The 13,440-nt window shown below is 22.4% G+C and carries 22 protein-coding genes; 21 read left to right on the top strand and 1 reads right to left on the bottom strand.

Features of this window, described 5'->3' with window-relative positions; translation table 4 throughout:
- Positions 1–391: 391 nt before the first annotated feature.
- From AACL03_RS08995 to AACL03_RS08895, 21 genes are all read left to right on the top strand, one after another.
- On the top strand, positions 392–523 hold the full coding sequence (locus AACL03_RS08995; protein WP_338956793.1) for a hypothetical protein: 132 nt from the start codon (positions 392–394) through the stop codon (positions 521–523).
- Positions 524–535: 12 nt separating this feature from the next.
- Positions 536–1,054 (top strand): hypothetical protein, encoded by a 519-nt coding sequence (locus tag AACL03_RS08990; protein ID WP_338956794.1) that lies wholly within the window; start codon positions 536–538, stop codon positions 1,052–1,054.
- Between the two features lie 134 nt (positions 1,055–1,188).
- Positions 1,189–1,392 carry a hypothetical protein gene (locus tag AACL03_RS08985; protein ID WP_339040053.1) on the top strand — a complete coding sequence of 68 codons (204 nt, stop codon included), beginning with the start codon at positions 1,189–1,191 and terminating at the stop codon, positions 1,390–1,392.
- Positions 1,393–1,400: 8 nt separating this feature from the next.
- Positions 1,401–1,877, top strand: coding sequence for a hypothetical protein (locus tag AACL03_RS08980; protein ID WP_339040054.1), 477 nt, complete (start codon positions 1,401–1,403; stop codon positions 1,875–1,877).
- On the top strand, positions 1,867–2,160 hold the full coding sequence (locus AACL03_RS08975; RefSeq protein WP_338956800.1) for a hypothetical protein: 294 nt from the start codon (positions 1,867–1,869) through the stop codon (positions 2,158–2,160). Before AACL03_RS08980 ends, AACL03_RS08975 begins: the two co-directional genes overlap by 11 nt.
- A gap of 3 nt (positions 2,161–2,163) precedes the next feature.
- Positions 2,164–2,325 (top strand): hypothetical protein, encoded by a 162-nt coding sequence (locus AACL03_RS08970; protein ID WP_339040055.1) that lies wholly within the window; start codon positions 2,164–2,166, stop codon positions 2,323–2,325.
- Entirely contained in the window at positions 2,325–2,480 is a 156-nt protein-coding gene (locus AACL03_RS08965) for a hypothetical protein (RefSeq protein WP_338956806.1), read from the top strand. Before AACL03_RS08970 ends, AACL03_RS08965 begins: the two co-directional genes overlap by 1 nt.
- 144 nt (positions 2,481–2,624) lie before the next feature.
- Complete coding sequence (locus AACL03_RS08960) at positions 2,625–2,759, top strand: hypothetical protein (protein WP_338956809.1); 135 nt, start codon at positions 2,625–2,627, stop codon at positions 2,757–2,759.
- Entirely contained in the window at positions 2,759–2,995 is a 237-nt protein-coding gene (locus AACL03_RS08955) for a hypothetical protein (protein ID WP_338958883.1), read from the top strand. The genes AACL03_RS08960 and AACL03_RS08955 overlap by 1 nt, the downstream gene beginning before the upstream one ends.
- A 12-nt stretch (positions 2,996–3,007) precedes the next feature.
- Positions 3,008–3,205, top strand: coding sequence for a hypothetical protein (locus tag AACL03_RS08950; RefSeq protein WP_338979823.1), 198 nt, complete (start codon positions 3,008–3,010; stop codon positions 3,203–3,205).
- A 1-nt stretch (position 3,206) separates the two neighbouring features.
- Positions 3,207–4,034, top strand: a complete 828-nt coding sequence (locus AACL03_RS08945; RefSeq protein ID WP_339040088.1) for a hypothetical protein — start codon at positions 3,207–3,209, stop codon at positions 4,032–4,034.
- Positions 4,035–4,050: 16 nt separating this feature from the next.
- Entirely contained in the window at positions 4,051–4,209 is a 159-nt protein-coding gene (locus AACL03_RS08940; RefSeq protein WP_174481559.1) for a hypothetical protein, read from the top strand.
- A 40-nt stretch (positions 4,210–4,249) separates the two neighbouring features.
- Positions 4,250–4,438 (top strand): hypothetical protein, encoded by a 189-nt coding sequence (locus AACL03_RS08935; RefSeq protein ID WP_174481134.1) that lies wholly within the window; start codon positions 4,250–4,252, stop codon positions 4,436–4,438.
- 1 nt (position 4,439) lies between these two features.
- Positions 4,440–4,625, top strand: coding sequence for a hypothetical protein (locus AACL03_RS08930; protein WP_281748210.1), 186 nt, complete (start codon positions 4,440–4,442; stop codon positions 4,623–4,625).
- A 17-nt stretch (positions 4,626–4,642) separates the two neighbouring features.
- Positions 4,643–5,020, top strand: coding sequence for a hypothetical protein (locus tag AACL03_RS08925; RefSeq protein WP_339040057.1), 378 nt, complete (start codon positions 4,643–4,645; stop codon positions 5,018–5,020).
- A gap of 18 nt (positions 5,021–5,038) precedes the next feature.
- On the top strand, positions 5,039–6,223 hold the full coding sequence (locus AACL03_RS08920) for a hypothetical protein (RefSeq protein ID WP_338957325.1): 1,185 nt from the start codon (positions 5,039–5,041) through the stop codon (positions 6,221–6,223).
- A 14-nt stretch (positions 6,224–6,237) separates the two neighbouring features.
- On the top strand, positions 6,238–7,956 hold the full coding sequence (locus tag AACL03_RS08915; RefSeq protein ID WP_339040087.1) for a hypothetical protein: 1,719 nt from the start codon (positions 6,238–6,240) through the stop codon (positions 7,954–7,956).
- Between the two features lie 3 nt (positions 7,957–7,959).
- Positions 7,960–9,657, top strand: a complete 1,698-nt coding sequence (locus AACL03_RS08910; protein WP_339040059.1) for a hypothetical protein — start codon at positions 7,960–7,962, stop codon at positions 9,655–9,657.
- A 4-nt stretch (positions 9,658–9,661) separates the two neighbouring features.
- Positions 9,662–9,784 (top strand): hypothetical protein, encoded by a 123-nt coding sequence (locus AACL03_RS08905; RefSeq protein WP_255495924.1) that lies wholly within the window; start codon positions 9,662–9,664, stop codon positions 9,782–9,784.
- Positions 9,785–9,801: 17 nt separating this feature from the next.
- Positions 9,802–11,049: a hypothetical protein gene (locus AACL03_RS08900; RefSeq protein WP_339040086.1), complete on the top strand. Its 1,248-nt coding sequence runs from the start codon at positions 9,802–9,804 to the stop codon at positions 11,047–11,049.
- Positions 10,994–13,030, top strand: a complete 2,037-nt coding sequence (locus AACL03_RS08895) for a hypothetical protein (protein ID WP_339040060.1) — start codon at positions 10,994–10,996, stop codon at positions 13,028–13,030. Before AACL03_RS08900 ends, AACL03_RS08895 begins: the two co-directional genes overlap by 56 nt.
- Here AACL03_RS08895 and AACL03_RS08890 read toward each other — a convergent pair.
- Positions 13,027–13,374: a hypothetical protein gene (locus tag AACL03_RS08890; RefSeq protein ID WP_339040061.1), complete on the bottom strand. Its 348-nt coding sequence runs from the start codon at positions 13,372–13,374 to the stop codon at positions 13,027–13,029. The two genes, AACL03_RS08895 and AACL03_RS08890, sit on opposite strands and share 4 nt — an antisense overlap.
- Positions 13,375–13,440 lie beyond the last annotated feature (66 nt).

Raw genomic sequence — 13,440 nt, 5'->3', positions numbered from 1 at the left:
AACACGTGTTAGGGAACTAAAAAAGTGAACTACAACACAGTTGTTAAAAATAGTAGCTAGAACATGTGGACTTGCATGGATAAATAAAAAGTGGAGTGATACCTAATAAAATATACTAACCATTAATGGTAATTCTTGGGGTGGGAGCGAATTGGAAACTAGTATATATAGACCTGTTGTAGGGACCCATTGTATTAATTCTATTCTTTATTTAACCAACCTTGCCACTCCCCAGTGAGCAAGTGTTGGTTTTATTTTTTATTTTTTTTGAAAAATTTTTTTGGGCGAGAAAATAAATTTCAAACTTGTAAAAAAAATTGAGCGGGGCCGGTTCAATTAAAATATTAATTTGTTTAACACAAATTAAATAAATATTGAATCGAATGCCTCAATGTTTTTTAAAATTTCACAATTTATTTTTGAGCCCAGTTTTCATGGAATGAATAAAACGAATAGTAGTAGTATTAATAATCTAAACATCAAAATATATGTTCTTTATGCTAGAAGCAACAGAACATATTAGGAAAGGATTATTATGCAAATAGAATTTAAAAAAGAACAAATTGTTAAAGATAAACCACAATCTATTCTTATTGATTATGTTGAATATAAATTATCACTTCCAAAATGAATGATTAAAAATAATTCTTTTATTGTTGATAACAGTTACACATATTGAGTTTTTAATTTAGAAAATATTAAAAGAGAATTAAGTGGTAATGAATTAATAAAATTATTAGAACCATATATTAAAGACCAAAAAATAACTGTTAATAAACCAATTACTCCAAAAGAATATTATCTTAATGATATAAAACTTGAACCATTAACATTTTATGAACAGCATAATAGTTGATTTATGGGTGAAATAACTGATAACAAAACTAAAATTACTAATCCTTGTTTTAAATATAACATTACGTGAGAAGAAAACAGAAAAGGTTTTAAAATAAATAATCCATATAAGCATAATGATTTAGCAATTAATTATATAGTTACTTCTTATAAGGAAATTTCAAATCATAATGAAAAAGTATTTTTGTTGAACATGTAAACAAAATAAATTAGATTATTTATTCTTTAATACTAATGATATAAAAACAAGAAAATATTTTTTAAGAGATAAAAATAGTAAAGCAATTTGTTATGACTGTATTTTAAATATTAAGTTAATTAGGAGGTATAAATATGGATAAAGAATATTTAACTAAAAGAGAAACGATTTGCATACCAGACAGTGATGATATTGAATTTAAAATAGGGCTAATTAAACTGATTGATGATTTAAAAAAAGATAATTTAGTTTGTGGTCATAAAGAATTTATTGAAGAATGTAAATATTGTTGATGTAATTGTGATTTAAAAATTATTAAAACGGTTATTAGAGGTTAACTTAATTAATGCAATATGACTTAATTATTGGAATTGACCCTGCTGGAATTGGTAATAATGGAATGGTTATATATTCAAGTGAAACTAATAATATTGTTTTTAATGAAACATTTAATACATTAACTGTTTTATGAACTAAAAATATGTATAAAGAAAAATTGCAATTAATTAAAGAAAAATTTATTGATAAAAAAATATTAGTTATTGTAGAAAATTTCTTTTTAAGTTCAAAACAATTATTAACTAATCCATTATCAACACCTAAAATTATTGGTGCATTAATGGTATTAGTTCAAGATGTTTTTAACTGAGATTATTTCGAAAATCACCCAAAAAATAAAAATAAAATAACAGATTATAAAGGAAATATAAAATTAACAAAACATGAACAAGATGCTTATAAGCATCTTCAATATTATTTAAAAAATCATAAGAAAATATTGATTTTTGATAATTATTTAAGGAATTCTAAAAATGAAAGATAAAGAAAATTATGTCAAATTAAAAGTAAAACTGAGTAACACTATTGAAGCAAAATATTACGAAAAAGGTAATAAGGAATTATATTATAGTGTTCGTGGTCAATGAAATGGATTAAATTATGTTACTTTAATTTTTAATAACCCAAAACTTTATAGACGCTGTATTTTATTAAACAAAAATGATGAAATTTTAGTAACTGGTCAAATCTTTAACACTTTAAACATTCCTAAAAATCGTGCATTTTGTTCAATCAATGTTAAATGATTTAAAAAATGAAAAGAGTAAAAAATGATATTATGAAAAATTTTATTGATAATACCAATATTAATAACATCTATAACACTAATAATAATTTTAATATTTATTATTAAAGAATTAAAAAATGAATATAAAGTATTAAAAATATTAAGTGAAATTGCTAATAAAATTAAAAATAAGGAGAAAAAATAATGATTAAACAAAAATTAATTGATTATATTGAAGAGGAATGAAATATTAATGTACATCATTGTGATTGTTGTGATTATTCTTATGAAAATGATAAACCAGAAAGAATTATGAAATTACTTGAATTAATAAGAAATGGAGAATTTGATAATGAGTAATAATAAAAATGAATTAAAAATTCCTAATTTTATTAAAAGTAATAAAGAATAATAAATGTGGTTATGGTAGATTTTATGCACATAAATGTAATAACTTTTGTAAACAAAAACAAAATAAAAGAGTTAGAAAAGAAAAGTTAAATTATGAATAAAGAAAAATTAATTATTTCTATGAAAGAAAGAATAGATTTATTAAATAATTCATTAATAGAATATTCATCCAAACTTTATGAGTTAGAAAACTGAATTATAAGACTTGAAAGAGGTGAATTTGACTAATGATAATATTACCTACTTTGTTTGAAAATAAAGATGAAATTGAAATATTATCACCATTTCCAAAAGCAATTCATACAAGTAATGATATTAGAGCAATTATTTTAAGACAATACCCAAATGTTAAATCCAAACACATAATTGTTTCTGACCCAGAAAGTAATGTTGCATTAATAGTTGGTGATAATGATTTTTATCAAGGTTGAATTAAAGTAACAATTAAAAAATTAGAAAATTAAAGGAGATTAAATATGACTAAACGCGAATTTTTAATTAAATGAAATGTAGATGAAAAATTATTTTTTATTGATAATGTTGAATTTTTACATTCAGATACACATATAATTTTTAATTGAAATGATGATTATTGAAGCATTGATTATCATTCAAAAGAGATGAAAAAATTTATAGAACTATTAAATGATTTAAAACAAATTAAAGGAGAATAAAATGCCAAGTATAGAAAATCAATCAAATTATACTTTAACTAAATTAATTAGAACTGGAATAAGTCCAATTTGTGCAATGATTGGTACAAGTGCTTATTATGGTCAAGTAATTGCAAATCCAGTATTAGGTTCAATTAATAGTTTATTATTTGGTAAAAAATTAGGTTTAGATATATGAAATTTAAATCAAAGACCAAATACTAAAACTAAATTAATTAATAGTTCTAAAAAAATTATTTTAGGTTTAGGAACAATTGGATTAGCAAATTATAGTAAATGAACTGAAAACAATATTAATCCTATTATTCCAACAACACCAATTCCAATAACTACTACAACTACAACAGAAGGTCCACCATGATTACTATTAAACAAGCAAGAAAATCAGTCATTAATGGATTGAGATACATATATTAGTTTAAATGCTTATGGTATATCAAATCTTATTAGTGGATTAACTGAGTTAATACCTAATAAATTTGAAACAATAAGAAAAATTTGTAATATGGCTACTGGTGGTTGTTTAATTTCAAGTGGTGTTGCTATGGGTATAAATAATGATTTTATGAATGCTTATGCAGTACCTACCATAGTTGCTGGTGCAAGTGAAATAATCCATAATTTATTACCTATTGAAACTATACATCATAATCAAGAAATGCAAGAAACACCATTTACAAATGAAGCTACAAGATTAATTAATGATAATAGATTTACTATTAATAGTGAAACTGCAAGTCAATATTATGGTAGTGATAATATGAGCGAAGTGCCATTAAATCATGATAATGCTTCATTAAATTGAGATTATAATCACATGAGTTTATAAAGGAGGTGAATAATTTATGAATAAAGAAAAATTAATTGAATATTATAATAATGAAATTCAGACATATAAAGAGAGAATGGAACAGTTAAATAAAGAAATGGCCTTATTAGTAAGCATTATAAGTAATTCAAAATCGATGATTGAAAGAATTAATGGTGGTCAATTTGATGAATAATTAAAAATTAAAAATAAATAGTTGAAAGGAAAATATTCAAATGAAAGAATTTTTACATGAATTAATAATTATTGGAACAAGTGTTGGAACATTAATTTGTAGAGAAATTATTGTTTTATTAAAAAGATTTATCACAACTCCAAAACATGTTAGAGCAAATAACAAAATTATTAAACATCAAAAAAAATTAGCAAAGTTAAATGAAAAGATTAATAAAGGAGAAAAATAATATGACAAAAATTGAATTTAATGAAAAATATAGAAAACAAGATATCAGTATTGATAGAGATTTTGATTTACATATTGATAATTGTTTTAAATTTTCTGATATTGATACATTAGAAAATGCAGTTAATGATTATAAAAAATTAATAAGCGAAATGCCACAATTAGTTAAAGATTGATTATTAGGATAAGATTAGGAGAATGTTAAATGTTAGAAAATGAAAATAATGTTCAACAAACAACTGAACCTTTAACTGAAAATAATGCTTCTTCACAAGAAATAGAAAATAAAGTTAATGAAGCAAAAAATAAATTAAATAAACTTAATCAAGAAATTAAAGAAAAAGAAATAATTAATATATTTAAAAAATATCAAGTTAAAAATGAATTTTATGATTATTTAAAATTTAAAACTAATAATTTAGAAAATTCAAAAATTGAAGAAACTATTAAAAAAATGATTAAAGAGCAACCAGTATTTAAACAAACAATTAATACAGGTGGTAATAAACAAATAATTATTAATAATAAAACAAATGATAAAGAAAATTTTTTAATTAATTATAAAAAGAAAAATTATTTATAAACGAAAGGAAAAAATAAAATGTCAGTACCATTTAATCAAAATTTAGACAATACAGAGAGATTAGTAGAAGCACCAGAATTTATAGAGTTTTTTAAAATTTCAAATAGTCCATGGGCAAACTTTTTTCCTACTGAAATTGTTGACTCAGTAAATATTGAGTTTATTGTTAAAAAACCAAAAAAACCGGAAGTAAAAATTATTGCTTGGGATGATAAAAGTAAAAGATATGAATTACCATATGTTGATACAGATAAAATTAGTAAAAAAATAACTAAAAAATATCTTGCAGGAGAAATTATTGCAGATGTAGATTTAAAAGCAAATAATGGACAAAATTTATTAGATAGTATGCAATATGAAGTTGCAAATGATTTAGCAGATAAATTGGCAATTGATGATACACAAGCAATTGCAAAATTTGCTACTAAAATTGATATTGAAGATACAACACCAGTAGGCTATTTAAAATCAATGTTATCTGCTTGAAATACTTTGTTTCAATTTAGAAATATTGCAAATAGTAAATTTTTTATTACTAATGGTCTTTATGATAGTTTAGTTTATTTAGCAGATAATAAAGGTTTAATTACCGATAATCAGTTGGCACAACAATTACGTTTAAATGGAAATAATTTATATGTAAAAGGTGTATTATGTGAAATCGTTCTTGATGACTATATGATTTTTACTAATGATAAAAATGAACAACAATTAATGACCTTTATTTTAGCAACACCAAGAGCAATGAAAAGATACATGATAGAAAATACAGTTATTTATGTAGATTTTATTAAAGATGATAAAGCAGGAAGAGCATATAAAGTTGCTGGTGAAGTTGTTGGAGAAGCAATACCATATATTTCTAATAATGAAACAACATCAAGATGAATGTTATGTGGAGTTATTAAAACAGAAAAAACTGATTTAAAAACTAAAATTACAAGTTTAACAATTGATATTACTGCAAATGTTAATAACAATAATAGTGAATTAAATACACAAATAAAAAGTACTAATGAACTTAAATCATTAAATCCAAATTTAACAAATCCAACTATTAAATATTTTAGTGATGCACAAGGAAAAACTAATGTAAGTAATCAAAAACAAAAAGCGGGTGACTTATACATAGTTATTTCTTCAAATGTTAATGATTTAAATTATAAAGGTTCAACAAATCCAATTAAAATAACTCTTAAATAAAGGAAATTAATATCATGCCAATTGGTACAACTAGTACAGCAATACTTTTAAACATAAATAAACCAAAACATACTAGAACAAGTAACCAACAAGAAAATAAAAGTTTTTGATGAGAAATTTTAGAAATGATTGGTGTACAAGTTATAGCAGTAGCACTTGCTCCTTTTACTGGTGGATTAAGTGAAAGTGTAGCCCTTGGATTAGGTGCAAGTGATTTAGTTGCTAGTATTAGTGCTGTTGGTGTAGAATTTTTAACTGATTTTACTATTAATCAAGTTTATGATTATTTAAAAGGAAATGTAACAAAATTAAATACTTTTTTTAATATATTACCTGCATTTGCTGGACTGAATAAAATTAGTCGTGGTTATCGTACAAATAAATTTATTAAGTTAGCACAAAAAACTAAAACATTAGAACAAGTTGGTATTAAAGAATCCAAAAATTTACAAGAAGTTATTAGTCAAGTAAGTGGAAAAGAAATTTTAACAGATAAAATTATTGGTAATAAACGTTATTTAATGAATTATAGTTTTACTCCTAATCGTGAAACAGTATTACGAGATTTAGGTTATGTTGCTGAAAGACAATATAAAAATAATTTTCAAAAATTAGAAGCACAAGAATTAAAAGATTATTTATTATTACAAAATACATTAATAAAATTAAGTCCACAATTAACTCTAAAATTTAAAATCAAAGATATTGAAAAAACAAATAACTTTTTAAAAAAATATAATACTGATTTAAAAAAAGTACTATCTATGAACCAACATGATTGATTAAATTTAGTTCATACAATACATTCAGAAAATAGATATGGAAAAACTTTAATTTTAGATTTACAAAAAATTCGTGCTAATTCTATTAAATTTAATTTTAAAAATAATGTTATTCATCAACTTGTTTTAAAAGCAAATCAAAGTTTTAAATATTTTGATATTAGATTTTATTTAAAAAAAGGTTTAAATAAATTTTGAAAAGATACACCATATTTTGAAAAAATAAGAGAAAGTATATATAAATTACAAGAAAAATTTGAAAAGTTAGAAAAACAAGCATTTGAAAAAATTAATAAATTAAAAGAAAAAGCAACTGATTTATTTACTAGTGCAGAAAAAAGAGCAATTAAACATGCACAATTAATTCCATTAAATTCACCAGTATTTATGGGTTGTAAAATTCAACCTTTGTCATTAGATAAATGTGCAATTACTATTTATCATCGCAATACTAAATATAAACCAATTACAGTTGTTGATAGTATTCTTAAAGCAGAAACTTTTGTTACTCAAATACATCCATTCCATTGATATCGTTGATATAGTGGTTGATACATTGGTTATGGTGTTAATCATAATAAATGATTAAAAGCAATAGCATTTGCTCCACCAGTGGTTCAACAAGTAATTAGAGATAGTTTTAAAATATATAGAGAAATATTTAGAATAGTAAGAACTTATCATAAAGTAGTAAATGTTATTAATAATCCTATTGAAAATGTAAATAAATCATTTAAAAGTGTTGGTTTAAAATTTTCAGTTAATACTTTATTTGGTACAGGATTATTACATCATTTAGAAAAATTTGCATATAGTCAAGTTATAGCAAAAAGTAAGAAAAAATTAAGAAAAAACAAAAATAAAATACAAAAAGAAATTGAACATATAACACATAGAAAAACAAAAAAACATACTCATCATTATAAACAAGCATTTTTTAAGGAATGATAAATTATGATTAATAAACTTTGAACTGGTGTCAGTCTTGAAAATTATAATAACTGATATCCATTAACTGGAAAAATTACAGAAACTCCACAGCAATACATACAAACATGACCTAATGTTAATGATTGATTTAAAACTTTTGCTATTCGTGCTCAAAATGATATTAATGCTTATCTTGATTTTATTTTATCTAAATTTCCCTTTGATAGTTTTAAAGATGAATTAATTAAAGAAACATTAAGAGATATGGTTTATGTTATGGTTGAACATTGAGTATTTAATCGTACACCAATTGAATTTAATGTTGATGCTACTATTCAATTTAATAATGGTAGTCAATTTAGTGCAAATAGTACTCCTACGATTAATGTTTGAGATTTAGCACCTAGTAGAATGAAAATATGAGCAAGATTAACTGAATTAAAACAAATATTTTCAAGTTATAATGATGATGAAATAGATGTTGAAAAAATTGACTTAAAAGCATTTTATACTAGAAATCAAGTTGATGAATTAATTGAACAACAAAAAGAATTTACATTATTAAAACAAATTAAATTATATGATGATTTAGTTGATGATAATGAAAATGAAATATATAGAGGTCCTGTTAGTAAATTTATTAATAAAGGTTATGTTACAACAGATTACGATAAAGAAACTGAAACAATGATTTTAGATTGACCTGATGAAATTGGAACATTACCACCAGAAGCATTACAAAATAATCCACAAATTGGTGATTATACACATGCTCCAACTTGTGATTTTTCTGCTAAACAACAAAAAAATATTACAGCTTTAACTAATACTAAACAAAATAAATTAAGTACTGGTCATGGCATTAATATTACAGAAGATAATGTAATATCTGTAAGTTCTTATTTAGTAACACCACAAGATTTTTTAAATAATCCACAATGAGAAGAACAAAAATCAATGATTTTAACAAGAAATACATATTATCAAATTTTTTGGTCACCTAATATGTCAAACAGTCAAGGACATAAAGGAGTATTTTTCTTTTATGGTGCAGTACCAACAGCCCATAATGTAGCTATTGATTCAGCAGGTTATTATTCAAATTCTACTAATGAAATTAAAGCTCATTTAAGTGTCCAACCCGAAAATGATGAATTAATACTATCATATTTTGATGGTAATTCTTGAATAGTAACTAATCTAGATGGAAATAAACTAGGAACTAAAATATATAAGCCTAAGACAAATAATAAAATTTATAGAATTAAAAGTAATACATTAGATATTACTTCACCAAGTGTAATTAATATAAATAAACCTATAAAAATTAATTCAAAAAGTTTAGAAACTAATGAAATAGAAGAAAATAATTGAGATATTGAATTAAAAGATATTCCTCCAACACCAAGTCCAAGTAGTTCAAATTGAAAAGATGTAGGAACAAGAGAGAAAAATAAATGAGATAATTGACAAATTACTTATGATTTTCAAGAAAATAAACATTATAGAGTTTATTATTCTTGAAGTATATATAATCCAGTTTATACTATTCAAGAATTTATTATAACTGATAAAAAAATTGCTGGTGTACAAATACAAACCTTTAATGATAGTACTAATATAGTAATTTTATCAGTTCAACATGCAAAATGGATTACTATTTATACTGGAAAAGGTAATTTAAAAGGTAATGTATGAAAATTAGAAGAATTACAGGAATAATATTATGTTTTTTAAAATTATAAAAATTATTTTAGGTTTAATAGGAGTAATTTTATCATCAGCAACAGCAGGTTTAATTATATTTATCATTGTAAAAATCATATTAAAAATTAATCAAATATTTTAAGAAAGGTGGTGAATATTATGTTAGGTAAATTTTTTAGAAAAGATAAAAGTAATATTAGTGATAATCAAAATGAAAAAGTAAAATTTTTAAATAATAAAAATAAAAGTACTCATGCTTCAATTTTAAATTATTTTGGTTTTAATGATTTTAATCATGAAACTTATTTCACTGATTTTGTAGCTGAAAATAATGCTAATTTATATAATGCTCCATTAGATATTAATAATGAAACTATTAAACAATATTTAATTAAACAAGAGTTTTATAGAAAAAATTGAAATTCTATTTTTAAATTAAGCAAATTAGGAATTAGTGGTTATTTAATTTATATTGCTAATGATGATTTATATTTTCAAGTAGTAGATATACAACAAAGAGTTTATGATATTACTGGCAAATTAATTCAATGTACTATTTTTTATGATAGTTATCAACAAAATGCACAAACTGTAAGATTATTTGAAATTTATACATTAAATAATGAACAAGTAACTATTAATCGTGCAATTTATAGTATTAGTGATAATAAAAAACAATTTCCATTAGATTTTAAATCATATATTAATAACCCTAATTTAGAACAAGAACAAACATTAAATATTAATTATATACCAATATCAATTATGCGAAATAAAGCAAATGAGTTAGCAGATTGTAATAAAGTAATGGATAAGATTAAAGCATTAGATGTTATTTATGAACAAATTGTTTTAGATACCATTTTAAATTCACCTAAATTTATATTTAGTCAAACTTATGGTAATGTTCAATCTTTAATTGAAGATGCAGTAAGAACATTAGTTACTAAAAACTACATATTTAAAAGTGGTGGAGATAATAATGAACAAAACGAAAATATCAATATGACAAATAGTAATTTTAAAGGTAAAAATTTAACTGATATATATGATTGAAATGTTAATGAAATATTTAAACGTTGTGGTATTCATATACCAAGTCAAAAGAAATCTGCACAACAATCAGTACCTGAAAGTACAGCAGTAAATATTTCAACTATTAATTATATTGAACAAAAATTATGACAATTTAATATTGATATTCTTAAATTTATTCAAATATTAGTAAGTATAGATAAAGATTTATTAAATAGTAAAACATTTAATATTAATGATGAACAAGAAATTAATAATTTAACAGTTAAATTAAAATTATTTAATCCAGAAAATAACCAATTAATAGGAGATAACAATGGAAGACAACAACAAACCACAAACAAAGTTTCCACAGAAACAGAAGCAAACTAAACTTAATCAAGCAGAAGTAGAAAATGATTATTTAATTGATAATATTCCTTATGATTTTACTAATATGATGGGTGCTACTAGTGACCCAGATATTAATAGAGCATACGATGAATTTAAAAAAAGAACAATTTATATTTATGAAATTGAACGTTTATTTAAAAATAATGAAAATAATAGTTTAAGATTTTCAGCAAATACTATTAAAATTGGTTTTATTGATATTGATAAAGTATTAAAAACTATTGCTGTTGAAACATCAGACTTTACTATGCAATTAAATCAAAGAGCTAGCACAAATATTAATGATAATACAATTGAATATAGTATGACTGATATTAAAAATTTAATTTTTCAAGAAATAAATTTATTAAATCAATTTAAATTATATGCAGTTAGTATAAATGAACCATTAATTGAAAATAATATTGATAATTTATATATCATTAATAATTATTCACAACCTTATCAAAATCCAAAAACAAGAAGTACTAAAAGTATTACTATTATTAAAATTAAAGATTTTAAAACAAGAGATGGTTATCCAATTATTATTAAATTACAAAAACCATTAGATAAAGATACAAAAGTTATTGGTTTAAAAATTAAAGCACCTAGAAGCATGATTTTCGGCAATATAAAGGTACTTGGTGAAGTTGACAATATGGAAGTATACCCAAAGTTATTTATCAAGGATAAGATAGCATTTCCGCTGTTATCAATGCCTATTGAAACTCAACCAAAAGTTAGAATATTACAACAATGATTTAGTGAACAAATATTACCTTGAAACTTAGCAAAACAATTTATAGGAGAAGAAAAATCGGTTTTAGATTTAATTGCTATTGGTGGTGGTAAAGAAACAAGAAAAGAAATAATTAAAAATGCAAGAGTTACACACGCTTGATTAGGATATGAATTTAGTAATGTTTTAGGTGGTAAATGACCACTAAAAAGTCAAAAAGAATTAAAAGATAAAGAAGTTTGAGATTTTGTAGGTGAAAGTCAATTTTATCAATATGTTGCAACTAATAATAGATTTGATGATATTGAAATTGAAATAAAAGATGCACCAACTAATGATAGTTTACAGAAACTATTATTAGATATGTTAAGTTATATATATAACTACAATATAAATTTTGAAGGTGCTACATATGAAGATAAAAATGGTAAACCAAAAAATGATATTGCAAAATTACGTGTAAAATTTGAGGGACAAAAGCCCGAAGATGTTATTACTAATTTATTTAAACAATGAAAATTAGATTACCCAAACTATATTAATTTAAAACAAGTAAAAATTTTCAAACAAATATTTATCATGTTATCAGAATATATTTATTCAATGTTATCAATTAATAAAGGTTTAAATGATGATAATAAAATATTGTTACCTTATTATTTCGAACTAAAATCAAGTCCAATACATCCTAATGAAAATAAAATTTGGGAATATAAAGATGCAAAAGTTATATTAAAATCTGAATATTTTGATTTTACTGATGTTAATAACATTAAGTTAAAAAATAATGATATTAGTCAAAATGAATTATTTAAATTAGATGATAATCAATTTAATTGATTATCTATAACTAATGAATTAGAAAGTAATAATATTCCTTCATTAATTCCAGCAGATTGAACATTAGGTAATGGTGAATATGGTAAGTATTTTACAAGAGCAATTATGGATAAAAGTAAAATTGAAAATGCTTTAAATTTATATGGTTCTAATAAATCACAATTATTTTCTAAATTTGAATTTTATAAAGAAATTTCGCAAATTGATAATATTAATGAATTTGAATTACAGACTGAAAATCCGATTAATAATTTAAATCGGATTGAAATCAGTGGAATATTTGGTGCTGGTAATTATGATTTAATTTTAATTACTAATAAACAAGAAATAGAATTAAATAATATTAATTTATTTGATAAATATAATGAAAATATTTCTTATATAAATCTAGAAATTTAATTATCAAAATATCCATTAGGATAAATACCGTCCCATTTTATATCAGTACTATCTATTGGCTTAATTCCAAAATATAAATTTATTTTATGTTGGTCATTTGTTTTTTCTGACCATATTGTTGTTCCACCCCCCCAGTAGACTGTATAGTCATGTCCTAAATATGATTTATAATTATAAGTTTTATAGTACGACATTATACTTAATAATAATGCAGTTATAACAGCAGTTCATAATATTATTTTTTTATAATTTGTTTTAATTCATTTTTTTAAATTATTTATTTCTTTTCTTTTTGGTTCATTTTTATTTTCTACGTTTTTTATTATTTCTTTGCTATCTTGCATTTTAATTCTCCTTTTTTCCTTGATTTTACTTTTAAATTGTACTATTTTTGATTATTTTTACAAGTA

It is taken from the genome of Spiroplasma endosymbiont of Andrena trimmerana (assembly GCF_964019575.1).
Taxonomy (GTDB): Bacteria; Bacillota_I; Bacilli_A; order Mycoplasmatales; family VBWQ01; genus Spiroplasma_E.
This window is presented reverse-complemented; position numbering and strand designations above follow the sequence as displayed.